Raw genomic sequence first — 23,973 nt, forward strand, 5'->3', positions numbered from 1 at the left:
CCTCTGTCAGGCCCTTTCAGGTCAGCAGGCCCATAATCGTATCAATCGACGAATTGACGCTGTTCATGTATTTGGCCATTGCCTGAAACAGCCGCTCAAACATAATCATCAGGCCGGCCTGTTCATTGACATCCACGCTGCTGACAATATCCCGCTGCTCCTCCAGACTGCGGACAATCTCCTGCGTATTGTTCGACTGCATCTGGAGAATCGAAATCTTCTGTCCGATATCCACGGCAATCTGGCGGTAATATTCCTTGGTCGTCAGCCCGTTCAAAGACAGCAGCCCCTGGTCCCCCAGCTGCGCCATCGCAGCACAGTTGCGATTGTCAGCCCCTTCCACTCCGGTCGCAACGGCAATTCGCGAGACATTCCGCCGAATGTCATCCGACACATCAATCGAAGCGGCATCCCGCCCGCTGAAAAAGCAGTTGATGCCCACCGCCGCCAGAAACCCCGATGTATCCGAGTTCGCCAGGGCCTCGAACGCGATCACTTCCCCGTCATTCAGATAGCCCGGGCTGATGCCGTTGGTCCCCAGCGTGATGGAAATGCCGTGCTCCAGCAAAATCGCTGTTCCCGGCACATACTCCTGCCCCAGCTGAACGGTGGCCACAACGGTGCCCGAGCCGTCCCGGACTTCCAGCGACATTGTTCCGTTTCCGACGGCCAGGGTCTGTCCGGGCGGATTCGTCCGAACGGTGCAGGTATAAACCTGATTGACCGACCCGGTATATTGACCGGAAAGGGTGATTGTCGGCGGCTTCTGGTCGTCCCCCGAACCGGCTCCGGCCAGCACCGGCGGCACGGTATAGGTCGGTGTGCTCAGCACACCCGGCAGAAAGTCAAACCGGTAACCCGTATTGGCCACAATCTGCAGCCGTCCGGCATAAACCCCCGTCGCTCCATCCAGCCCCGGAATCGACGCCAAATCCGCCGCCACGCTTTCCAGCGTGCTGGTTTCATCAATACTGACTGCATACCGCCGGGCCGTCCCATCCGGGTCAATCACCCGAACATACAGCGTCCCGGCCGACACCGGCGGCTGAAAATCCGCCGCACGGCTTTCCGTTATTGTCCAGCCGGTCAGGCTCGTAAAGGAACCCCCGGACCCGATTCCCTGAACATGCAGCCGGTTTATCTGAGAAATCAGCGTCACGGCCAGCGTATCCAGTTTGTCCATAAAGTCCGCCAGGGTTTCATTCCGCAGCTCCAAAACCGCCCCCAGCGTGCCGTTCTGAAAACGGGTCTCGTAATTCTCCGTTCCCTCCGCTGCAATTCCCAGACGGCTCTTTCCCCCTTCTTCAACCACCCCCAGTCGAATCGCACTGATATTTGACCCGATGACAATCGGAATCGACGCTACGGACACATCCACCACTCCGTACTCCCGACGATGGGTCCGAATATCGATGTAGCTGCCCAGCTGTCCAATCAGGGCATCCCGCTGGTCCATCAGATTGCCGCACTCCTGCCCCTGAACCCCCAGCGTAAAGATCTCCAAATTCATCTGGGCGATCTGCGAGGCCAGCTGATTGACTTTGGACACAACTTCCTGGGCTTCCGTATAAAGAGCATCCTGAAGATTGTTCACAATGGACGCCAGATTGCGGAACTGGCTGGTGAGTGTTTCCGCCGACGCCAGAACCGACGTCTGATAGTTCACATCCTGCGGACGCAGAGACAGACTGTGCAGAGACGCGTAAAAATTGTCCAGACTCTCACTGATGCTGCTCAGCGACAGCTCGCCCATCGCACTTTCCACAATCCGCAGGGCATCCAGCTTGCGGGACATCGAAGACAGCGAGGAATTGTACTGAAGAATCTGCGACTCCAGAAACACATCAATCTGCCGCTGAATCCCGACGAAATCCACCCCCTGACCGGTCATCACCCCGTTCATATACGAATCCCGCGCCGGACGCAAATCGACCCGCTGACGGTGATAGCCCGGTGTAGCGGCATTGGCCAGATTGTTGCCGATGACATTCAGCGCCTTCTGCGCTGCGCTGATTCCGCTCATTCCGATATTATAGCCGGCCATAGGTTCCGTCCCTTTCGGTGTCTGTCTGGTTATCCCTGGGCACTCATCAGCCCCGACGAAATGACTCCGCCTGAACGGCCGTGCGCATCATACAGACGGCCCTGCCCCCGAGAGCCGGTCAGAACTTCCAGCATCTGCCGATTCAGCCGGGCGTACTCCCGCACCAGCAGCTCCGTCGCCAGATGCTGCCGGCGAAGCCGCTCTGTCAGGTCCTTCAGGCGACTCTGCCGCTCCTGCAGCTGTTTCCGCTGCATCGGTTCCGCCCGCTGCCCAATCGCCGACAGACAGACTTCCTCCGCCCGGCATCCGAGCACAGCGGCAAACCGTTCCGTCAGCCGGCGGCGGTGCCTTTCCATCTCCGCCCATAGCCGTCCTTCCTCCTCCAGCTGTCCCTGCATCCGCTCCAGCGCCGCCGTGTCCCGGCGTATCAGGCAACTGCGAAACGCATCCAGAAACGCCAGAACCCGCTCCAGCACCTGTTCCTGACGGTCCAGATAGGCCAGCAGCTCATCGATCCACTCTGGGCTGATTGTGTTCATAGTCTCTCATCCAATCGCATCACGCCGGCGGCATCCGAAGCGGCCTGAGCAGACGCCGGCCCAGTCCACTGGCGAACCATTTCTTTCCAGTAGCCCACCCCGCCTTCGCGTGTAATCTGCTCTCCCAGAAACATCCAAAACAGGCTTTGAATCTGCTCCCCGAAAGCGGCTTCTTCGCCTTCGTCTTCCTCGTCGGCCTTCAGGGCTTCCGTGGCCTCTTTCATCTGCTTGAAAATCTGCTGGAGCAGAATTCCTTCAAACTGTTTGGCCGCCTCCTGGATCTCTCGGGTTTGTCCGGCGGATTCCTGCCGTGTTCCCAGACGCTCCGCCGCCGTCAGGGACGGCAAGGAAGCAGACGGCATCAGGGGCTCGAGGGGAAGGTCCGCCGCCATCACATCATCTCCAGTCTGGCCTGCAGGGCGCCGGCCCGATTCAGCGAATCGAAAATGGAAATCAGGTCCCGCGGCGACGCCCCGATGGCATTCAGCGCCCTCGCCAGCTCCTCGACCGTTACCGCTCGCGGAACGGGAATCAGATATCCCTGACGCTCCTCCACCGAAAGGGCCGAATCATCAATAACCACCGTCGTAGCCGAATCCGTAAACGGCGTGGTCGGCTGTGAAACATACTGCTGCTCTTTGATTTTCACCACCAGGTCTCCCTGCGCGACGGCCGTTTCCGAAATGCTCACCGTCCCGCCGACCACAATCGTCCCCGTGCGCTCATTGATTACCACAATCCCCGGCAGATCCACCTCCACCTCCAGCTGCAGCAATGAATCCACAAATTTCAGAATGTCCGCATCCGGCACTGCATCCGGAATCCGCACCCGAATTGTGCCCGGGTCCTCCGCAAAGGCACAGTCCGGATACAGCCGGTCGATGGCCGCCCGAATCCGCTGGGCCGTCGTAAAGTTGTGATGCCGAAGCGACAGCGTAATATACCGCTGATTGCCGATCAGCTGGACAAACCGTGACGTTTCCGCCCGCTCCACATACGCTCCGTTCGGAATCCGCCCGACCGTCGGATGATTCTTGGCCACCCTGCTGCCGGTTTTGCCCTCCACCGTCCACGAACTGGTCGAAACCGCCGCCACGCGGGCCACGGCATACACCTCTCCATCCAGACCTTTGAGCTCCGTCGCCAGCAGCGTGCCGCCCTGCAGACTCTTGGCCGGCCCCAGTGCCGAAATGTGAATGTCAATCAGCGCCCCTTCCCGGTCCCACGGCCCCAGCTCCGCCGTGACCATCACCAGTGCAATATTCTCCGACCGCAGCATCTCCGGCGACAGACTCACCTGCCCTTCCCGCTGCAGCAGACTCGTGAGCATCTGCGCACTGGGCAGCGAACCGTCCCCCGTTCCGTTCAGCCCCACCACCAGCCCGGTGCCGAACAGCGGGTTGCCCCGAATCCCGTGCACCTGCACGATGTCCGCCACCCGCGCCGAAAAGGCCGCCGCCGTCCATCCCGCCAGACAAACCGCCGCCGCCAGATTCTGTATTCCGCTCCGTCTTTTCATCCTTTGAATCCTCATCAGAACGGCCAGATTTTATCCAAAAACTTCCCCAGCCAGCCGGGCTTGGTGAAATCCTTCGTGACGCCTTCGTTGACGGCCACCATCTGGAAATTCGCCACCTGCTCGCTGCGAACGGTATTGTCAAACCGAATATCCCGCGGACGAACAATTCCGCTGACCTGAATCGTCTGCATATCCCCGTTGACCTCGCGCGTCCGCGTTCCCATCACCACCAGATTGCCGTTCGGGTGGATGTCCATCACCACCACCGTAATCCGGTCTTCAATCTTCCGTTCATCCTTGTAGTCCGACTTGCCGCTTAAACTTTTCTTGGAATCCAAATCGACCTTCACCTTGCTGACGCTCGGAAGCACATGCCCAATGGAGATGTCATCGCCGCCGACTTCAAAACTTCGTTCGCTGCTGCGGCTTAAATCCTGCTTGACCTTGTTGTCCACTTTATGGCTTTCGCTGATGACAATCGTCAGCACATCGCCGATTTGGTTGGCCTTGTCATCCGCATACAGCGGCTTGGCATTCGCTGCCCGCTTGGCCCAGATTGACCCGGCCTGAACCGGCAGGCAAAGCAGACAGGCAAGTCCCGCCGCCGCCAAAAACCACCATTCCCATCCATACTTTTGCTGCCGACCTGTCTTCATTGATTCTCCCTTTCCCAAATGGGCTGAACGGTTCCGTCCGCCATCACCCGCCCCAGCACAATCCGCTCCTCCGGCCGCTGCCCGCGCCGGACGCGAATGATTTGTCCTTCCGCACCGTCATCGAGCGCCTCGCCGACGGCGGTAATCTGCATCAGGCCTGTGTCAATTTTCAAGACCACTTTCTGACGCCGCTGAACCAGAATCGGCGGCGCCGGCTTCTGAAGCCACGACGGCTGAATCGCCGTGCCGGCCGAAATCGCCCGACGGGCCGTCATCCCCACCACCTCCGACAGCTCGACCGTCTGCGGTTCCGGCGTTTCAGAAACCTCCGCTCGCACCGCCTGAGCGGAAATCACCTGGCCGACGGCGATGTCCAAAGCCGCAATCACCCGGCGGCTGCGAAACCGAACTTCGAAAGGAATCTGAATCCGGCTGATTTCCCGCCCCTCCCGGCGAAACGACAGAATCACAGTCCGCCGGCCCGGCGTTCGGTCGCTTGCGAGCATCGGAACAACCTGGCAGCCGGACTCCGATTCGAGCACACGTCCGGACGGGGTCGTAAGGGCCTGCCCGATAATCACATCCTGTCCGGCCAGCTGAGACTGAAGATACGCCCGGGCCGTCTCCATCAGCTCGGAACCGCTCAGCGTTTGTCCTTTGCGGCTGACGACAACCCGCTCCGCCCCCATCAGACGAATCTTTTCGGAGGGAATCTTCCCGTCCGCAAGACAGCTGCGAATGGTCGCCTGGTCCAGTGTAATCTGCTGACCCGGCATCGAAAAACGCCCCAGCGGAACCCTTCGAACCGCCTCGGCCAGCTCGGCAGAACCCTGCAGCAGGCCGATTTGCCCCAGTTCAATCACCTCCGTGTCCACCTGAGCGGTTCGCGGCAGATAAATCTCCAGTCCGGCCTCTTTCGACACCGCTCCCAGCCAAACCGCACTGCACAAAAGCACCCAAAGTCTCATCATCTCACCTGTTTGCGATTACCGAATCAGCTGACTGAGCTGCTGGAGCATATTGTCCCCTGTGCGAATGCAGCGGGAATTGATTTCATAGCCCCGCTGTGCCGTAATCAGGTTCACCAGCTCCTGCACCATTTCCACATTCGATTTTTCCAGATACATCGACAGAATCGTTCCGTAGCCGTTCTGGCCGGCCTGACCGGCCACCGCCGCCCCGCTGGCCTCGGTTTCCCGGTACAGATTGTCCCCTTCCGCACTCAGCCCGGCCGGGTTCGGAAAGCGGTACAGTTCAATCATTCCGACCACCTGCACCCCCGACGGCGTCTGGACCGTCACCGTCCCGTCCGTCCCAATATCCACCGCCATCGCATCCGACGGAATGGTAATCCCGGGACTGAGCTGGTAGCCGTTGGCCGTCACCAGATAGCCGTTGGCGTCCTTCTGAAAGGCACCGTCTCGAGTGTACCGCAGCTCCCCGTTCGGCAGCGTCACCTGGAAAAACCCTTCTCCCTGGATTGCCATATCCAGCTCGTTGCCGGTATTTTCCAGGGTTCCCGGTGTAAACACCCGGCTGGTGGAGGCAATTTTGACGCCGCTGCCGACCTCCAGTCCGCTGGGGGCCGTCACACCGGACGTCACCTCGCGGTCGGCCTGACGCAGCTTCAGATACAGCAAATCCTGAAAATTCACACACGACCGCTTGAACCCGTTCGTATTGACGTTGGCCAGATTGTGCGCAATGATGTCCACCATCGTCTGCTGGGCATCCATGCCGGTGGCCGCCGTGGAAAAAGCACGAAGCATAATTGATTCTCCTTTCAGGTATTGACTGCTGACAACACCGCCTGTGAGTTCTCCCGCTGCCGGCGGAGCACATTCATATTCGCCTCATACAGCCGCGAGAGGGTCAACATATTGACCATTTCCTGAACCAGCTGAACATTGGACCCTTCCTGATAGCCCTGGCGAACCTTCACACCGGCCGCCGGAGCCGGCTCCAGCCCCGCCGGAGCGGCAAAAACCCCGAATCCGGAAGGAATCAGCTGCCCTTCCTTGTCTCCGAAATCCGCCAGACGAAGCCGGCCCGCCTCCACCCCGCCGACGCGAACAACCCCGTCCAGCGAAATCTGAATGTCCGCTCCGAAGGCGTCCGCGGGCACATGAATCGGCCCGTTTTCGCCGGCTACAATCCGTCCCTGGCTGTCCGTCAGCTGCCCGAGGGCGTTGATTTGCAGACAGCCGTTGCGGGTGTACATCGGACCGTCCGGCGTCTGCACCGTCAGAAAACCCCGTCCTTCCAGCGCCACATCCAGCGGATTGCCCGTCTGAATCAGCCGTCCCTGGGAAAAATCAATCTCCTGGCGAGTCTGAATTGGGTTGCTGCGCAGCGAACGCTCGCCCGAAAGGGCCTCCAGCGTCTTTTGGTACTCCTGCTCAAAGGTCAGCACGCGGCGCTTAAAGCCCGCCGTCTGCGCATTGGCGGCGTTGTGCGCCGTCACCTCCAGCTGCCGAGCCAGACTGTTCAACCCCGATGCAATGCGTTCCGCTCCGTCTATCATCCGACAGAAACCTCCGTCTGAGTTTCCGCTTTCTCTTCGTCCATAACATCCTCTTCTCCAGCTCCCTCCAGACCCTGTTCAATCGCCGCCTGATTGGTCAGACGAATCATTTCATCCTCGCTGCGGGCATCCAGTCCAATCAGCTCCGCCACACAGAACGGTCCGGTTCCGCTGCGTCCGACCCGCTGAATTTCCGCAATATCCTGCACCACACGCCCCGGCTCCACCTCGAAAATCACCAGAACCCGCTCCCGTCTATTGACATTCAGCCCGCCGCGAATCCGAAGCGTAGGCCCCGAAAACTCCACCACCTCCGCCTGCTGAAAGACCGGCATAGCGGGCTTGTCCGTCTGAACAAACACCGGAAACTTTGCCACCCAAATCGGCTGATGCAGCGGCACCCGGACAAACCGCCGGCGGTTGAGATACCGCGCATGGTCCACATGACAGACCTTCAGACGGGCCCCTTCACAGCTGATGACCACCACATCAAATCCCCACAGAACCGACCCAATCATGTATTGAAGCGTGCAGGCGTCTCCCGCCTTCAGCGGAAACGGAACCGTCCCGTCCAGTACAAGCCCTGTCACTTCGTTGGACACCACTTTGGCCCGGTACTCCCGATTCTCCAGAGACAGGGCAGGAACCACGGCGATTTCCGCCTCCAACGGAATCTGCCGGCTGGTCAGATACTGACTGCGTCGGGTTCGGCTTCGGGTCGTGCCGCCGGTCTTGACAAACCCGATTTTGTGCTTGATCGACTCAATCACGGCCACCTGTCGTTTCCGCTGCTCCTCATCGGCGGCCGCCGCCAGCGTCCGCCGCAGCAGCCGCGCCATCCCCGCCTCAAACTCCTGCGGACGGAAATAGATATTCACCAGCTGCCGGACATGAGCCTGACGGGCAATCAGCAGCAGCACTTCCCGCTCCTCCGGCGTCAGCCCGAACAGGACGGCTTTTTCTTCAAACAGACGAAGCTGCTTTTGCCGCTCCCGCTCCCGCTGCTGCAGACGAATCGCCGCCAGAATCAGCAGCAGAACCGCAATCATCGACCAGCCCAGGATAATAAACCACTTGTTGGTCAGCAGAGCCGTCAGCCCCGACTGGCCGCCGCGCTCCATCTGGCGCATCGCCTCAAACCGCTCATACGGCGACAGACCCGCCAGAAACAGCACCATCGGTTGAAGACAGCCCCAAACCATTAGGCCTTTTTCCTTTTTTACCGAATCAAATTGGTCAGTTCACGCAGCACATCGTTGGCCACCCGAATCGTCCGGGCGTTCGCCTGATAGCCGTTCTGGGCCTGCATCAGCGTCACAAACTCCGTCGCAATATCCACATTCGACTGCTCCAGACTCTGGCCGGTCAGCTTTCCCGCCCCGCCTGTTGCCGCCATCGTGGCAATCGGTTCCCCGGAGTTGGCCGTCGGCATAAAGTAGCCGTTGCCGATCGCTTCCAGACCGCCCGGGTTCTGGAAAATTCCGATTTGAATCGCTGCAATGTTCACCCGCACCCCGTTGGTAAACGTCCCGACAATCATCCCCGTCTGGTCAATTGTAATGTTCGAAAGGGCTCCGGCTGCATAACCGTCCTGCGTCAGGGCCGCTGCACTCGACTGCTGGGAGGCAAACTGCGTCAGACCGGTAAACTCCCCCGGGGTTCCCAGAATCAGACGAATCGTCTGAATCGATGACGGATTGCTGGTAAACTGCACTCCGATGACCGCCTCCTCCCCGGGCCGTGAAATTCCCTTAAACGAACCGTCCGGATTGAACTCAATCCCGGATATCCGACGGTTCAGCGCGCTGGAGTTATGGATGTCATAGGTATCCCACGACCCCCTCAGTTCACCGGTAATTGAATCAATCACCAAATCCCAAGTATTGGTCGTGTTGGTCTTGACAAACGTGCCGCTGAGCACGTGCTGCTCGCCCATGTTGTCATAGACCGTAATCTTGAAGTTCTTGGTATCGTTGCCGCCGATGGACACATAATCAAAAAACGTCGGCAGCTGGAACGCATCCGCACCGGCCGGCTCATACGTCATCCCGGTAATCATCGCCAGGTTATACCCCGCCTGATTGGCCGTAATGACTATCTTTCCGTCTGAATTCAGCGTCGCCGTCGAATTGCTGAACATCGCTGTAATCTGGTCCAGCAAATCCTGCACGGTAGGCCCGGAGCCGGGGTCCGCCCCCTCTATCGTGATGTAATCCGTAAAAGGCGTACCATCCTCCAGAGTCCCCGTTACGGCAATTCGGCTGGTCTGTCCGGCCGGCAGCGGCACAGTCCACTGGTCCAGGTCCGACAAGAAAGTATTCGCCGTCGCCACCCGCTCGCCGCCGCCGGTGGTAAAGGCCGTGTTGGCCATAATCTTATTCACCGTCGCCGCCGTGCTTTCCGCCGACGCACGCAGGTTGCCGTTGAGCGTAATTTCCGTCGTCGCCCGGGCCGGCATCGAAGCATCCCACGGGATGCGGATATTCGAGTCGCCTACTGTCTGAAAGCCCTCCGCCTCCCCGTAGTTGCCGATCCGCTGCACCCGGTATCCCGTCGCCGGGTCCACCAGCATATTTCTTGCATCCACGGCAAAGGACCCGATGCGGGTATAGACATTCTGCAGCCCGTTGTTCAGAACAAAATAACCCGAGCCGTCGATTGCCACATCCAAATCCTGACCGGTCGAGACGATATTCCCCTGGGTCGTGTTCACCCGAATCGAGGCAATCCCCACGCCGCTGCCCATCTGCTGCGGATTCACCCCGCCCAGACTGTTTGACGGACCGCTGGCACGCTTGAGGGTCTGACTGAGCAGCTCCGCAAATGTCACCGAACTGCTCTTAAACCCGATGGTGTTCACATTCGCCAGGTTGTTGCCCGCCACATCCAGCATCGCCTGATGGGCCTTCAATCCCGATACCCCTGCTGATAGCGCCGAACCCATATGAGTACTCCTTGTGGATTATTGAATGCTGTTAACCTGATCCAGAGTCACGTTGACAGTCTCCAGTGCCGAACCGTTCAGAGGATTTTTTGCCTCCACCTGCAAAACCGGCTCGCCGCTGACAAACCGAATCCCCTTGACACTTCCCTCCAGGGATTGCTGATAAGTATCGCTGAAAAACGTAATTGTATGCCCCAGCAGCGAACGGGCATATTCAATCTCCGCCATCAGCATCGCTCCGGCAAATCCGACATTCATCCGGCTGATGGTCTGGTTGATGGTTTCCAGATTGCTGTTCATCTTTTCCGTCAGTTCCAACTGGGTAAACTGGGCAAGCTGCGCCGCCATCTGATGGTTGTCCATTGGTTCCAGCGGATTCTGATACTGAAGTTCCGTCACCAGCAGCTTCATAAAATCCAGTTTTTGTTCTGCCGCAGACTGAATCGAGGGCATTTGGTTTCCTTCCCAAAAAAAATCCGTCAAAAGGTCTTCACGTTCCAAAGAAGATTTCCTTGCAACATCTATGCCAGATGCCCGACTGCTGAATCCGTAAAAGTTCTAACCTTCTCAAAAAAAGAAACTTAAATATTTTCTTCACGAAACGACGCCGGTCTCTCCACCCGCTTTAGCAAGGCAAAAATTTTCGCACCTGTCGGAAAATTATTCCTCCTGTTCTGCTCCAATCAACGCCGCATCATTCTTCCATACCTTCCGGAATAAGTCCGATAACTTTGCCACAGAACCCCTTTCATCCGCCTGCCGCCGCGCGGGTTTTGAATTATTGGACCGTCCCATAATTTATTAAAGTTTCCTATTTCCGCCTGCCGATGGTAGCAGTACGCTGATTTGAACAAACTGAGGATGAACCGTTCCGTGAGTAAGTGCATATGACTTTGGAAAAGATTCTGGTCGTCGGCAGACAGCCGAACACACAGCAGGCAGCCAGACCTTTTGCAAAGAAACTTTATGCCGCCGATGAAACAGACGACGTGTGGGAACTTCTGGAGGCCGTCGAACCCAACCTCATCATTTTCGGCGAAGACATTGAACGAACCGAGATTCTGCGAACCCTCCGGGCCTTCCGGCAGAGCAGCCTCCAACGACCCGTTCTGATTGCCGGCTCCATTAATTGCCCGGCGCTGGAAACCTATCTGAGCGAATACCAACACGCCGAGTGCGTTCTCAATATTGAAAATGCCGATGACTTCAGCCGGGCGGTCCAGCGGCTCCTTCTCCACCAGCAGGAATCCGCCTCCGACGCCCGCTTCTTCATGGAAGACTGTCCTTCCTCCGTTTCCATTGTCGGCAAAAGCCGGGCCATGATGCAGACCCTTCGGATGATTCGGCTGGTGGCCCAGAGCAGCTGCAATCCGGTGCTGATTGTCGGCGAAACCGGCACCGGCAAGGAGCTGGCCGCCCGCGCCGTCCATATCCTCCGCAACGGCAGCCAGCAGAAATTTGTCGCTATCAACTGTGCCGCCCTGACCGCCAACCTGCTCGAAAGCGAGCTTTTCGGACACACCAAGGGCTCCTTTACCAGCGCAGACCGTGATAAAATCGGCCTGCTCGAGCTGGCCGGAACCGGAACCGTTTTTCTCGATGAAATCAGCGAAATGCCCCTGGACCTGCAGGCCAAACTCCTGCGCGTCCTTCAGGAGCGCAAATTCCGCAAAGTCGGCGGTCTGGAGGAAATCGACTGCCGGGCAACCATCATCGCATCCAGCAATCGAAACCTGCTTCAGGAAGTAGAGGCCGGGCGATTCCGAAAAGACCTCTACTACCGGTTATGCGTCTGCCCCATCCCTCTGGCGCCGCTTCGGGCTGAATCGCGAAAAGACGACATCCTGCTCCTGGCCGAATACTTCATCCAGACCTCGACCATCTGCCCGGAAAAGAAAGGAAAAATCAAAGGCCTGACCTCCATGGCCGCCGAAATGCTCACTCGATACCACTGGCCCGGCAATGTGCGGGAACTGAAAAACGTCATCGAACGAGCCATTCTCCTCGAATCCGCAGACCGAATCGGAACCAGCAGCCTCTGGCTGAATCCGGCCTTCTATTTCGACGCCGAACAGACGCAGGAAACATCCCCCGCTGTTCCCATCAAGGATTTTTCCCTCGAAAAAGCCGAGCGGGAACTGGTCAAAAAGGCTCTCGAAGAAGCGGGCTGGCAGAAAAGCCGGGCGGCCTCTCTGCTCGGCATCACCCGGGCTACCCTTTATGCAAAGGTCAAGCAGTACAATCTTCAGGAACCGGAGAAAAAAACCCAGCCCGTCTCCTGAACACACCGGCCGTCCGATTGCTCCGTCAAAAAATCACTCTTCCTTCATCACTGACCACTGGATATCCGTAGCCGTGCTGCGGGCAATCCCCTCCAGGGCATACCGGGCTGTGCCGAAAGGAATCTGCCGGTCGCATCGAAGCCGAACAATCTTTCGGACGTCTGCTTTTTGAGCCGCACGCCGGTCAATCATCTCCGCAATTACGGAAGGCAACCCCCGAAGGTCCGCGGCGTCGGCAGGCACCCCATCGACCTGGAAAAACACTTTTCCTTCTTTGTCTTGCCCCACAGTAACGGTGGCCAGTACCTCCTCCGCCGCCGGTTGAGCCGAACGAATCGACTCCGGTACCTGAACATCCGTTTTTTCAATACTGATAAACTGAAACACCAGCAGAAAAAAGATAATCAGCAGAAACACCACATCAATTATTGGTGTCAGGTCAGGCACACCAGACGGCTCGAATCGGTCGCTCTGCCAGGGACGGCTCATTCCTCCGCCTCAAACTCCAGTTCTACAGGCGATTCTTCCTCTTCTTCCGCACGGGGGCTGTCTTGGGGAACAGGCGCCGCCGGACTTTTTCGGTGAATCCCGTCAGAAAGACCCCGGAAACATCCCATTTCCGCCAGCCGATCCAGCAGTCCTTCCATTTCCACACAGGCCTGACTGACCAGGGTTTCAATTCGGTTCCGGAAAAACCCATGCAGGAGCAGCGCCGGAATCGCCGTCAAAAGCCCCCAGAACGTGGTCACCAGCGCCACCGAGATAGACTCCGCCAGCTGGTCCGGACGCGGCTGTCCTCCCGACGAGCCCAATAGGGTAAACGCCTGAATCATCCCGAAAACCGTCCCGAAAAGCCCAACCATCGGCGCTGCCGTGCCGATTAAATGGCATCCCTCCGCCCGCCGCAGCAGCGACAGTCCCTGCTGACGCAGACTGTCCGACGCCGCCTCGCGCATCAGACTCATCTCAAAACCCTTCCGACGCCCGGCGGACAGAGCCCGAACCACGGCACAGCCGAGAAAATCCGAAGCATGTTTCAGCCGGCTTTCCAGCCCAGAGAGTCCGTACCGCCCTGCCAGGGCGGCAATCTGAGCGGCACGACCGGCCGGCAGCAGACTCTTTCGGCGAACACGAATCCCCAAATCCAGCCCGAGGGCCGCCATCGCCGCCGACATCGGCAGCAGCACAAACCACACAATCGGCCCGCCGGCCAGAAAAAAACGCTCAAACCATGAACTGCCTGTTATCCCGATTTCCGCCGTCATCCTGATTTCCTAATCCGCCCCTTCCGGTTCATAGTCCACACACGTAAAAGAGCCCCCGCTTTGCGCCGCAATCGTCCGAAGGACCTCTCGGTCCGCAGCAGATGCCCAGAATGCAATCGTATGAATCACTGACTGCGGGGCCAGTTTCGTTCGAAGCTCTTGAACCCGCTCCGCCAGATGAGCCGTTCCTTCCGGGGTCAAGTCGAACCCATCTGTCAGGAAATAAATCAAATCCGGACCCCGCCCGTCCGCCGTTTTCAGCATCATCGCACGGGCCAGGGCAGGCAAGGCGTCCGCCCGCCCCTCCGGACGAATCGACTCCACCAGCCGAAACGCCTCCTGCTTAAAGGCCGGAACAGCCCGACGAAGCTCTCCCGCACCGGTTTCCCACATCCGGCCGCCGCCCCCGAAAAAAAGCACCGAAAAAAACTGGTCCGGCGTCAGACGGGATACGGCCTCCGTCAGCTGCCGACGCACCAGACCCATCCGCCCGAACATACTTCCGGAGCAGTCCACGACAAAACAGATACGCTCCGCCGAACAGCGGGCCCCAAAAAATGTAACGGATGGTCCCGTCAACTCCTCTGAAAGACGGGAGGGAATACTCGCAGCAGGCAGTTCCAGCCCCGACGAATGAACCGACGGGGCTTCCATCCGCTCCAAAGACGGCCGTACCCGCTCCGTCATCAGCGGCTTGATTTGGGGCTTGGGAAAAGTCGGCTCCGGCATCCGCAGCCGGGCAGCCGTTTCCGATACCGAAAAACTTTCGCTCGCAGAGTCCGCCGTCCCGCCGCCGGAGGGGAAATGAACAAAGGCCAAAGCCCCCAGACAGACCGCATGAAGCGCCGCCGAAAGAAGCCAGCATCCCAGTCCACCCAACCGACCAGCGGCCCCAACGCTCTTTCCGGTTTTTTCACCCACCGTACCGCTCAATCCTCCACACGCACCAGCGACTGGCCGGCAAACAGAAGATTATACACCTCAATCACATCTCCGTTATGCAGACGAATACACCCCCGAGACGACTGGGTCCCGATCGTTTCCGGCTCTTTGGTCCCGTGAATCGCAAACCCGGTTCGCCCCTTCGCTTCGCCTTCCAGCCCCTCCAGACCAATCCATCGGGAGCCCAGCGGATAATCCGGGTCCGTCGCCACATACCGACGGCCTGTATCCGGGTCCGTCCAGGGCGGCTGAATCATCTTGTCATTCGGTTTAACCCGCCAAAGCCCCCGCGGCGTCTCATGGCCGGGCGTCCCCAGCCCTACCCGATAGGTTTTGATGTACTGATTTTGGAGAAACAAATCCATTGTGTACCGTTTGCGGCTGATGACTGCATGAAACGGACCCCGAATCACCTTAATCCGCTGACCCGCCTGAAGACTTTCCGCCCTGCGAATCCCGTTTATCTCCATCAAAATCTCATACGGAACCTTATAGGTATTGGCTATCCTGGTCAGCAAATCCCCCGGCTGGACCTGGTACCACTCGGTCAGAGTATCCCCTTCCAGCACTTCGCGGCTGAAGAGCCATCGGCCGGCCAGCAGAGACAGCTGACGCTTAATTTCATCCCGAAGCACCTCACTCATCGGTTTCTGGAGGGCCTCATTCAGAAAATCCCGAGCCGCTATAATTTTCCCGGTTTTTCGGGCCTCCACGGCCTTCTCAATCAAAGCTTGAATTTCCGGACTGGCGGCCTGTGCTACCGCAGCAGCCCCGACAGAACCGCCCGTTTCCGCCTGTTCGGGCTGCGGCTGCGGTTTCTCCGCCGGCGAAGAAGACGGCGCCGAAGCCGAAGAAGGGGCTGAAGACGGGGCAGATGGAATCTCTACCGCCGGCGGCTCCGGACGCGACGGGGCCGACGGGGCTATCTCCGACAAGGAAACCTTCGGGATTTCTCCCTCCGAAACCCCGGAGGCTGACGCCTTTTTCTTGCGGAGCTGAATCAGAATGACCAGCCCGGCAATCAAAAGCATCAGAACAATCGCAATCAGACGATTCCGGCGGGCAGCCTCGCTGCCCGTCCCATACGGTCGATATTTTCCTTTAGCCAAATGATTGTCCTCCCGATTGGGTTCGCTTCCGACACAAAAGAATTCCTGTTTCTGTTACTACGGCATCCACCGGCTCATCGTCCGGGCCGGCTGGAACCGCCTCGACAACCTGAAAAGAAAAAGCCAGCGCCCATCGAACCGCTGACAGCCCCGGGCTCTTGAAAAACCGGTCATAATACGCCCCGCCCCGTCCCAGCCGATTCCCCTGCGCATCAAACGCCAGCCCCGGCGTCAACACCAAATCAATCTCCTCATACGGCACCGGTACCCCGCCCGTCGGATTCCGAAGCCCTTTCTGCCCCGTCTCCAACCCGCTGTCCAGCGACTGAATCTCCACGGGAATCATATGCCGCTGGGCCCAGGAGATTTTCGGCACAGCCACCGATTTGCCCTGACGCCAGGCCCCGAGAATAATCGGCGTCGTATCCACCTCATGCGGCATCGATAAAAACGCCATCACAACCGATGCCTTCCGAAACACATCCGACTCCATTACCCATCGGCAGACCAGGCGGCTTTTCTCCATTCGTTCCTCATCCGACAAGGCGGCCAGACGCCGTCGTATCTGTTCCCGAAGCTCTGATTTAGTCATCCGCTTTCCGCTCGGCTTTTTCCGGATTCCCTTTTTTACCGTCCTTTTGCATACGGGCAACTGATTTTTTCAGCTTTTCCAGATACTCTTTGATGCTTTTTTCCCGTCCGATATCCTTCGGAACATAATAAGGTTTCTCCAGCGGTCGGCCCAAATAATCCTGCTCGACATACCCCGACGGACTGTCGTGCGGATATCGATACCCAATCCCAAATCCGAGTTTTTTGGCTCCTTCATAGTGCGAATCCCGCAAATGCATCGGAACCGGAATCGTCTGCCCCGACTGGACATCCGAAACCGCTGACCAAATCGCCTTCGCACAGGCATTCGATTTGGGGGCGCAGGCAATATAAATCGCCGCCTGAGCCAGGGCCAGCTGGGCCTCCGGCATCCCCACAAACTCCGCTATCTGCAGCGCCGAAGCTGCCAAAACCGTCGCCAGGGGGTCCGCATTCCCGACATCCTCCGCCGCACAAACCGCAATCCGACGGGCGATAAACCGCGGGTCTTCCCCGCCTGCTATCATCCGAGCCAGCCAGTACACCGTCGCATCCGGGTCTGACCCTCGCATCGACTTCTGCAAAGCACTGGCCAAATCATAGTGCGTATCTCCGGTCCCGTCATAAACCATCGACTTGCCGGGCATCGATTCCCGAACGGTTTGGTAATCTATACGAATCCGTCCCTGTGCGTTCTGCTTTTTTTGCGACAAAACCGCCACTTCAAGCGCCGTCAGAGCCTTTCGGGCATCTCCATCGCTCATTACGGCCAAGAACTCCAGCGCCGCCGGTTCGACCTCCAGCGGCAGGGCTCCATAGCCCCTCTGTTCATCCTTCAGAGCCCGCGTTAAAATAGATAAAATATCCTCCTTCTTCAGCGGCTCAAAGGTGAAAATTGTACTGCGGCTGATTAACGGAGAATTCACAGAAAAAAACGGATTTTCCGTCGTGGCCCCTATCAGCGTCAAAACCCCGTTTTCAACATCATCCAGAAGGACATCCTGTTGAGCCCGGTTAAAACGGTGAATTTCGTCGATAAACAGAAGGGTTTTCTGCCGCTTTTCAATCAGCCGGTCTTTGGCTTTCTCGATAATCTCCCGAACATCCTTTACAGAAGCCGCCGGCGCACTGAGATAATGAAAAGCCGCTTCAATCCGTCCGGCAATAATCTGGGCCAGCGTCGTCTTGCCGCAGCCGGGAGGCCCGTAAAATATCAAACTCGTAATCGTCCCGCCCTCGAGCATCCGGCGAAGCAATTTTCCGGGTCCTACAAAATGTTCCTGGCCGGCAAACTCCTCTAAGGTCCTCGGCCGCATCCGGACCGCAAGCGGCGCATGAGCACTCAAAGCTTCCTTCTCTGAGCCGGAAAATAAGGATTCCGCCTGTCCCTTTCTCATAGCTTCCGATTATATCGGAAACAGAGAAAAAGTCTATTTTCTTTCATCCGAACGGGCAAGGAGAACCTGAAAGAAAAAATAGAGAACTTGGGTTATTTAGGCGGTTGCAGCGGAAGCAAAAACTTTCACGCGTCCTTTCCCGGCCTGTTTGGCGGCATACAGCGCCTGGTCAGTCGCTTTGGTTACATCACTCATGCAGCTGTCCGGGGAATACTGCCCGACGCCGACACTGATGGAAAGACTGATACGATGCCCCTCCCAGACCATTGGGGTGCTCTTGACCATCTCCACCATTCGTTCCGCCACAACCACCGCGTCTTCCAGCGACGTATTCGGCAAAATCACAGCAAACTCATCACCCCCATAGCGAGCCGCAATATCGATTTGGCGAATGCAGGCACTGATTCGCCGGGCAATCTGTTTGATGGCCATATCCCCTGCTTTATGACCGTAATTGTCATTTATCGGCTTCAGATTGTCCACATCCGCCATAATGATGGACAGGTTTGTGCTGTACCGCTGCGCCCGGCGAAGCTCGATTTCCAGCTGTTCATAAAACGTCCGGTGATTCAGCATTCCCGTCAGACCGTCCGTTTTGGCCTGCCGCTGTGTCTTCTCAAACAAATGAATATTCCCAATCGAGGCGCCAATCAAATGACGAAACAGCTCCACAATGGCAATATCATCCGAAGTAAAACTGCCGCCCCCGATTTTTTCGCTGAAATTCAAAACCCCCACCACTCGGCCGTGGCAGACCAGCGGGGCTATGATGCAGCTTCGCCCCTTGTAATTGCCGGAAAACTGACGAAGCGTACCGCTGATTTGAGGTCCCCGAAGCGATTCCTCCCCGTCCACCACCAGCAATTCCCGGCTCCGAATCGCCGCCACCATCGGCGAAGGCGGATTTTGATTCAGCGATACAATATTATTAATCAGAAACGGATGATTATTCTTTTCCAGATGCAGAATATCGCTGCTTTCATCCAGAATATACAAGGAAGCCAGTTTGGCCCCTATCAGACGGGGAATTTCCGTCACACACAAATCGGCAATTCGTTTGACATCCAGACAGTTTATCTGTTTGGCAAGAGGGGTAATCGTCACCAAACGGCATTCCCCGGCTGAACACAAACGCTCCGACGGTTTGGGTTGTTCCTGCTCTTTGGTCATAGGTCCTTTTCTTGCCTTCTCCGAAAAAAACTTCCCGTTGCAAAAGTTGTCGTTTTTATATCGGTACTCCCGGACGGCAGGTTAACCACAGACAAAAAAGAAAATTCGAAGGATATCCGCAGAGCATACTCGCGAAACCGCAAATATTATCGGCCCTTCCCAAAAAGGCCTAAACTTTCTTTGCCGGATGAACTAAACCGGGAAGAACCTGAGCCGTTCTTCGAAATCACTGAAATTTTTTCCGCTCGCAACTCCATTGCCGAAACAGAGTTATCATTCCCGCAAAAAAAATCTTTAAAAATTTTCATTTTTTTCTCGACAATAAGAAAGAAATGTATTTTACATTTTGTAAAACGTAAAATGCATTGAGCCGCCTGGCCCGTCGGCGATGGGTCAGGAAAAAACAAAGAAACCGGAACCGTAAGCACAGACTGATACTAATACAGCTTGATATGAACAATCCGCAGCGACAAACTTTTAAAGTGCCGGCCAAACTGTTCCGAATCGGCGAAATCGTTCGATACACCCCCTTCACCCGACAAACCATTCACAATTATACCATAATGGGATTGATCCGGGAGTCCGGATGGACCGAGGGAGGGCATCGACTCTATGACGAATCGGTCTTTGAACGCCTGCAAAAAATCGCAGAATTGAAGCGAACAAAAAGCTTAACGGAAATCCGAAAACTGCTCAACGAGGAATCTGCTGCTTCGGTGCATAACTGACCGGCAGCCCCAAAGGCGCCGCAAGCAAGGGACGGATATGGATATCACAGCCGTAAAAACCGATAACATCACCGAACTGCTGACACAAATCCTCGACTTTACGGAACAGCGGAAAGAAATCCTCTTTCGGAACATTCTGGACCGCGGCAACCCTGGTTTTGTGCCCCAGGATTTGCCGGCGGCTGAATTCGCTCAGTGCCTCACGCAGGCGCTCTGCGAGCATCTCTGCAGAAACCGGCTGCTGTTTTGCGACAGCAGACATATACGATTTGAGCCCAACGGAAATCTGAAGATTGAGCCCATGACGGACCCGGAAGCGCACCGTCTGCTGACCTCCAACCCGTCGCTCTATCTTCAGTCGCAGATGCAAAAACTGTCCGAAAACCTGTTGAATAACCGAATTGCGGCGGAACTGCTTGCTCATGTCAGGAGCAAATCCGCCGCCGCCAGATAAGACCGCCCCTCGAGCCGCCGGCTCGATGAATACGAAAGGGAGACCTTTGGAGTCTCCCAAAACCGACGGGAGCGGAGCGGCCCGGTTTGTTTTTTTCAGAAAACCGTGCCCCGCTGCACAACCGGATGGATGACAACGTCGAAGGCAGGGCAGAATGACGCAGATTAGGAATGAGGAGAAAAGCCGAGCCGCTGTGATGGCTGTGGCCAGCGGCAAAGGCGGAGTGGGAAAAACGAATATCTCATTAAACCTGGCGATTTGCCTGGCCGAGGCCGGTCAGCGGATCGTTCTGATGGATGCCGACCTCGGATTGGGAAATTTGGACGTGATGATGAACCTCAGCAGCCGCTACAACTTGTCGCATGTCATCGACGGCCGAAAGACCCTCGAGCAGATTACGCACATCGGTCCGGCGGGGATTGAGGTCATCTGCGGCGGCTCCGGCCTGGACAATATCGCCAATCTGACCCCCTTTCAGCAGCATCGGCTCATCAGCCAGTTTAACCGCCTTCAGAACAGAGCAGATATGATTGTCATCGATACCGGAGCAGGCATCGGTCAAAATGTCATCGGCTTCTGTCTGGCCGCCGACCACACCCTGGTCGTAACAACACCGGAACCTACCGCCATGACCGATGCCTATGCCGTCATCAAAGTGCTGACGGCCAAAAAATACACCGGACGAATCAGTCTTTTGGTCAATATGGCCTCCTCTATCGAAGAAGGCAAAAAAATATGCCGGCAGATTGCCCATGTAGCAGCCCGGTTCCTCGGAACCGCCATCTACGAAGCCGGCATCCTCTGCCGAGACGAATATCTTCAAACAGCGGTCCGCATGCAGAAGCCTGTGGTGCAGGCGTTTCCAAAATCTCCCTTTTCGAGAGGAATCCGAACCCTCAGCCACCGGCTTACCAATACTATCCCCATGCAGACCGAATCAGAAGGGTTCTTTCGAAAAGTGGTCAATTGGTTTTTCTAAAGATGCACGGCCTTTTTGCCGATACCTTAACGCTCGGGCCAAGCGACTGCGCCCAGCGCACAGAAAGGAAAAAAGGATTGAACGGAAAGGTTATCGGACGCGGCTGTGAAGAATGCGGAAATGAATGTGTCAGACATGGAGGTTGAAGCATGAAAACCGCCCGTATCCAAAATGTCGAGCAGGTTTGGGAAGAATTCTTCAGAACGCGTTCCAACGAAGCCCGAAACCAGCTGCTCGAACATTACCTGCCTTTGGCGAAATACACCGCCGAGCGAATCTGGGCAAAACTCCCCGACAAAGTGGAAATTGATGACCTCATCAGTGCCGGCATTTTCGGGCTTAAAGACGCCATCGATGCCTTTGACCCGTCGCGAGGGGTCAAATTTGAAACCTACTGCACCCCCCGGATACGCGGAAGCATCTTAGACGAACTGCGCAGCATGGACTGGGTCCCCCGCCTGGTCCGCGCCAGGGCCCACCAGCTCGACCGGGCTATGCAGACCCTCGAAGCCCACCTCGGACGGCTTCCCACCGAAGAAGAGCTGGCCGAAGAACTTGAACTGGAAAAACACGAGTTTCACCGCCTTCAGCGGGATGCCAATGCCGTCGGCGTTGTCTCCCTCAATACCAAATTCAATGAATCAGACGGCGACAAAGACATCCGCGAAATCGATGTCATCGAAGACCAGCGCAGCAAAAACCCCGTCATTGAAGCCCAGAAAAGGGACCTCAAGAACCTCCTGACCAAGGGGCTTACTCGGGCGGAGAAACTCATCATCATCCTCTATTACTATGAAGAAATGACGATGAAAGAAATCGGGGCCACCCTCGACCTGTCCGAATCCCGCGTTTCCCAGATGCACTCCTCCATCATCGCCCGCCTGAAGGCCCAGCTCAACAGCCGAAAAAAGGAATTTGCTGTAGCAGCGGACTGACGGATTGCCTTTTTCAAACCTCCCCGGCGTGCTGTTTGGCACGCTTTTTTTTGCGCAACTCCTGAGCCCAAGCCCCCTTACCGCTCCAGCAGATTGTCATCATAGCGGGCCCGGTTGACCTTCCACCACTGAACCGCCTGGTTGTAGCCGGCAAATTCCTGGTCCAGCAGCAGCCGCAGGACCTCCCTGACCTGGTCGCGAAACTCCGGACTGGGGTCTTTGAGCCCCTCCAGCATCACCTCCACCGCCGCTTTATCCCCCCGCAGCTCCAGCAGCGATAGAACCTCCAGCTTCACATCGTCCGATGACAGCCCCATCGCCCGTTTCAGCGAAAGAATCTGAATATCGGGGGGCTGTACCCGGATAATATCCAACGCCCGTCCGCGAACCGCATCCGACGGGTCGCTGAGTGCCAATACCAACAGGGCGGCACTTCGGGGGTCGGCTATCTTCTCCAGCGGCTCCAGGGCACTTAACCGAACCTGCTCATCCCGCGAGTGAAGGGCCTTTTCCAGCAGCGGCAGCACTGACGAAGTCTGATACAGCTCCAGCATCTGGGCGGCGGTGCGAACCACCTCCGGGTCCGGGTCCTCCAGCGCCTTTTCCAGCAGCCCCAGCAGCTCCGGCTTTTGCTCCATCGCCATCTCCGCCGTCGATTCGAGGGCCGCCAGCCGTTCCGAAGACGCCCTCTCGTCCGAAAACGCCTCATAGGCTTCCCGGAGTTTCTGATTCTCCGAAGGTTCTACCGTATAAACCTCGACCGCAGTCTGCCGGGGCCGGCTCTGTGCCGCAGGGGCACCGGCGGATTGGGAAGACTGCATTGATACAAGACGTCTGTTTTGTTCTCGGAGCCGCTCGACGGCTTCCGTCAATTCCTGTACCTTTCTCAAAAGCTGCTGCTGTTCATTGCTCTCCCCTGGGGCGGCGGGGAAGACTCCTTCGGAGGAGACTACCTGAGCCTGCCCGCCCCCTTCCCGACAGCGCCGCAGAAGCCCCGCCAGCTCCAGAGAGAGTTTTCGTTCGGCCGCCAATTCATTACGAACCGACTCCAGCTCAGCCCGAAGCGTCTGAATCTGCTCTTCCAGGGCCTGCTTTGAATCGTCCGTCGAAACAGCCTTTCCCTTTCGGGCACATCCGGCCAGCAAAAGAATCACCAATCCCCCCCAGCAGACAGATTGAATGGCTCGCTTTGTCATTGACGAATCCTGTTAATCCGTAGGGCACTCTTCCAGCATTCCTCTCTTTTTTCGTCAATAAACCTCGCATCCTTAAGTAATTATGGCAAATAAGAATCCGAAATCGAAGCCGAAAATCCCCCAAAAACCAAAAAGAATCACGTCAAAACATAATAGATACAAATAGTCTTTTTGTTAGACAAAAACCATGCAATCCCGGGAATATATCTATTTTCTTGCCATTTAAGAACTTACATCAACCCGGAATGAGGGCAGGATTGATTCGGACAAGACATGCAGCCTGGTTTGGCGGGAGAAACGGACTCTTTCACTTGGGCGGAAAACGTGGAAAACTGCTTTTGGGTCTTTTTCGACCCGCAATGTTCACAAACAGGCTTTTGGGCCTCCGAAGACCGAACCAAGACCTCTGTAATCTTCCCGCAGTCCAAACATTTATATTCAAAAATCGGCATTGGCAGTCCTTTCTTTTTGGATAAGGCATTTACTCTATTCTTTCGCGGCAGGTTCGTCAAGAAACTCCCCGCCGGAACGGCTGAATCCCGGATTCATCCTGTTTAAAGTAGGCCTTTTTGTGATGCACGACAGATTATTTCCTTTGATTGTTGTGAAAAACTTTTGATTTATTGAGACAAAGTGATTGACGAATTGTTTTTTTTACGCTATATTGCGGCTGTCGTTTGTGAATGTGAGCACAAATAA

General features: G+C 56.7%; 24 protein-coding genes. 5 read left to right on the top strand and 19 right to left on the bottom strand.

The window, feature by feature from the left end; all coding sequences use genetic code 11:
• Positions 1 to 16 precede the first annotated feature (16 nt).
• From flgK to WHS88_03820, 11 genes are read right to left on the bottom strand one after another with little or no spacing between them, the layout of a single operon-like run.
• The gene (gene flgK, locus WHS88_03770; GenBank protein MEJ5259289.1) at positions 17 to 2,044 is read right to left on the bottom strand and encodes a flagellar hook-associated protein FlgK; all 2,028 of its coding nucleotides are present in this window, start codon (positions 2,042 to 2,044) and stop codon (positions 17 to 19) included.
• A 29-nt stretch (positions 2,045 to 2,073) separates the two neighbouring features.
• A complete protein-coding gene (locus tag WHS88_03775; protein MEJ5259290.1) occupies positions 2,074 to 2,583 on the bottom strand; it encodes a flagellar protein FlgN in 510 nt (169 codons plus the stop codon).
• On the bottom strand, positions 2,580 to 2,975 hold the full coding sequence (locus WHS88_03780) for a hypothetical protein (GenBank protein ID MEJ5259291.1): 396 nt from the start codon (positions 2,973 to 2,975) through the stop codon (positions 2,580 to 2,582). Before WHS88_03780 ends, WHS88_03775 begins: the two co-directional genes overlap by 4 nt.
• On the bottom strand, positions 2,975 to 4,102 hold the full coding sequence (locus tag WHS88_03785; GenBank protein ID MEJ5259292.1) for a flagellar basal body P-ring protein FlgI: 1,128 nt from the start codon (positions 4,100 to 4,102) through the stop codon (positions 2,975 to 2,977). Before WHS88_03785 ends, WHS88_03780 begins: the two co-directional genes overlap by 1 nt.
• Positions 4,103 to 4,116: 14 nt before the next feature.
• Entirely contained in the window at positions 4,117 to 4,758 is a 642-nt protein-coding gene (locus WHS88_03790) for a flagellar basal body L-ring protein FlgH (protein ID MEJ5259293.1), read from the bottom strand.
• Entirely contained in the window at positions 4,755 to 5,729 is a 975-nt protein-coding gene (flgA, locus tag WHS88_03795; GenBank protein MEJ5259294.1) for a flagellar basal body P-ring formation chaperone FlgA, read from the bottom strand. Before flgA ends, WHS88_03790 begins: the two co-directional genes overlap by 4 nt.
• A gap of 15 nt (positions 5,730 to 5,744) precedes the next feature.
• Positions 5,745 to 6,527, bottom strand: a complete 783-nt coding sequence (flgG, locus tag WHS88_03800) for a flagellar basal-body rod protein FlgG (protein ID MEJ5259295.1) — start codon at positions 6,525 to 6,527, stop codon at positions 5,745 to 5,747.
• 14 nt (positions 6,528 to 6,541) lie between these two features.
• Positions 6,542 to 7,282 (bottom strand): flagellar hook basal-body protein, encoded by a 741-nt coding sequence (locus WHS88_03805; GenBank protein MEJ5259296.1) that lies wholly within the window; start codon positions 7,280 to 7,282, stop codon positions 6,542 to 6,544.
• A complete protein-coding gene (locus WHS88_03810; GenBank protein MEJ5259297.1) occupies positions 7,279 to 8,484 on the bottom strand; it encodes a hypothetical protein in 1,206 nt (401 codons plus the stop codon). Before WHS88_03810 ends, WHS88_03805 begins: the two co-directional genes overlap by 4 nt.
• A gap of 17 nt (positions 8,485 to 8,501) precedes the next feature.
• A complete protein-coding gene (locus WHS88_03815; protein MEJ5259298.1) occupies positions 8,502 to 10,226 on the bottom strand; it encodes a flagellar hook-basal body complex protein in 1,725 nt (574 codons plus the stop codon).
• Positions 10,227 to 10,244: 18 nt separating this feature from the next.
• On the bottom strand, positions 10,245 to 10,679 hold the full coding sequence (locus WHS88_03820) for a flagellar hook capping FlgD N-terminal domain-containing protein (protein ID MEJ5259299.1): 435 nt from the start codon (positions 10,677 to 10,679) through the stop codon (positions 10,245 to 10,247).
• A gap of 434 nt (positions 10,680 to 11,113) precedes the next feature.
• Between WHS88_03820 and WHS88_03825 the strand changes: the two genes are divergently transcribed.
• Entirely contained in the window at positions 11,114 to 12,508 is a 1,395-nt protein-coding gene (locus WHS88_03825) for a sigma-54 dependent transcriptional regulator (protein MEJ5259300.1), read from the top strand.
• 33 nt (positions 12,509 to 12,541) lie between these two features.
• On the opposite strand, the gene WHS88_03830 is transcribed toward WHS88_03825, so the two are convergent.
• From WHS88_03830 to WHS88_03860, 7 genes are all read right to left on the bottom strand, one after another.
• Complete coding sequence (locus WHS88_03830) at positions 12,542 to 12,997, bottom strand: biopolymer transporter ExbD (protein MEJ5259301.1); 456 nt, start codon at positions 12,995 to 12,997, stop codon at positions 12,542 to 12,544.
• Entirely contained in the window at positions 12,994 to 13,773 is a 780-nt protein-coding gene (locus WHS88_03835; GenBank protein MEJ5259302.1) for a MotA/TolQ/ExbB proton channel family protein, read from the bottom strand. The genes WHS88_03830 and WHS88_03835 overlap by 4 nt, the downstream gene beginning before the upstream one ends.
• 9 nt (positions 13,774 to 13,782) lie before the next feature.
• The gene (locus WHS88_03840; GenBank protein ID MEJ5259303.1) at positions 13,783 to 14,694 is read right to left on the bottom strand and encodes a hypothetical protein; all 912 of its coding nucleotides are present in this window, start codon (positions 14,692 to 14,694) and stop codon (positions 13,783 to 13,785) included.
• 8 nt (positions 14,695 to 14,702) lie between these two features.
• Complete coding sequence (locus WHS88_03845) at positions 14,703 to 15,824, bottom strand: L,D-transpeptidase family protein (protein ID MEJ5259304.1); 1,122 nt, start codon at positions 15,822 to 15,824, stop codon at positions 14,703 to 14,705.
• Positions 15,817 to 16,416, bottom strand: a complete 600-nt coding sequence (locus tag WHS88_03850) for a 5-formyltetrahydrofolate cyclo-ligase (GenBank protein MEJ5259305.1) — start codon at positions 16,414 to 16,416, stop codon at positions 15,817 to 15,819. The genes WHS88_03845 and WHS88_03850 overlap by 8 nt, the downstream gene beginning before the upstream one ends.
• Entirely contained in the window at positions 16,409 to 17,761 is a 1,353-nt protein-coding gene (locus tag WHS88_03855; protein MEJ5259306.1) for a replication-associated recombination protein A, read from the bottom strand. The genes WHS88_03850 and WHS88_03855 overlap by 8 nt, the downstream gene beginning before the upstream one ends.
• A 147-nt stretch (positions 17,762 to 17,908) precedes the next feature.
• The gene (locus WHS88_03860) at positions 17,909 to 18,982 is read right to left on the bottom strand and encodes a sensor domain-containing diguanylate cyclase (GenBank protein MEJ5259307.1); all 1,074 of its coding nucleotides are present in this window, start codon (positions 18,980 to 18,982) and stop codon (positions 17,909 to 17,911) included.
• Between the two features lie 452 nt (positions 18,983 to 19,434).
• On the opposite strand from WHS88_03860, the gene WHS88_03865 reads away from it, so the two are divergent.
• The 4 genes from WHS88_03865 (at position 19,435) to WHS88_03880 (ending at position 22,078) form a co-directional block, all read left to right on the top strand.
• Positions 19,435 to 19,710, top strand: coding sequence for a MerR family transcriptional regulator (locus WHS88_03865; protein MEJ5259308.1), 276 nt, complete (start codon positions 19,435 to 19,437; stop codon positions 19,708 to 19,710).
• 37 nt (positions 19,711 to 19,747) lie between these two features.
• Positions 19,748 to 20,164, top strand: a complete 417-nt coding sequence (locus tag WHS88_03870) for a hypothetical protein (protein MEJ5259309.1) — start codon at positions 19,748 to 19,750, stop codon at positions 20,162 to 20,164.
• Between the two features lie 154 nt (positions 20,165 to 20,318).
• Positions 20,319 to 21,143: a MinD/ParA family protein gene (locus WHS88_03875; GenBank protein MEJ5259310.1), complete on the top strand. Its 825-nt coding sequence runs from the start codon at positions 20,319 to 20,321 to the stop codon at positions 21,141 to 21,143.
• A 149-nt stretch (positions 21,144 to 21,292) separates the two neighbouring features.
• The gene (locus WHS88_03880; protein MEJ5259311.1) at positions 21,293 to 22,078 is read left to right on the top strand and encodes a FliA/WhiG family RNA polymerase sigma factor; all 786 of its coding nucleotides are present in this window, start codon (positions 21,293 to 21,295) and stop codon (positions 22,076 to 22,078) included.
• Positions 22,079 to 22,155: 77 nt separating this feature from the next.
• Here WHS88_03880 and WHS88_03885 read toward each other — a convergent pair whose 3' ends face one another.
• The gene (locus WHS88_03885) at positions 22,156 to 23,274 is read right to left on the bottom strand and encodes a HEAT repeat domain-containing protein (GenBank protein ID MEJ5259312.1); all 1,119 of its coding nucleotides are present in this window, start codon (positions 23,272 to 23,274) and stop codon (positions 22,156 to 22,158) included.
• Between the last annotated feature and the right edge of the window lie 699 nt (positions 23,275 to 23,973).

The organism is Anaerohalosphaeraceae bacterium, from assembly GCA_037479115.1.
Taxonomy (GTDB): domain Bacteria; phylum Planctomycetota; class Phycisphaerae; order Sedimentisphaerales; family Anaerohalosphaeraceae; genus JAHDQI01.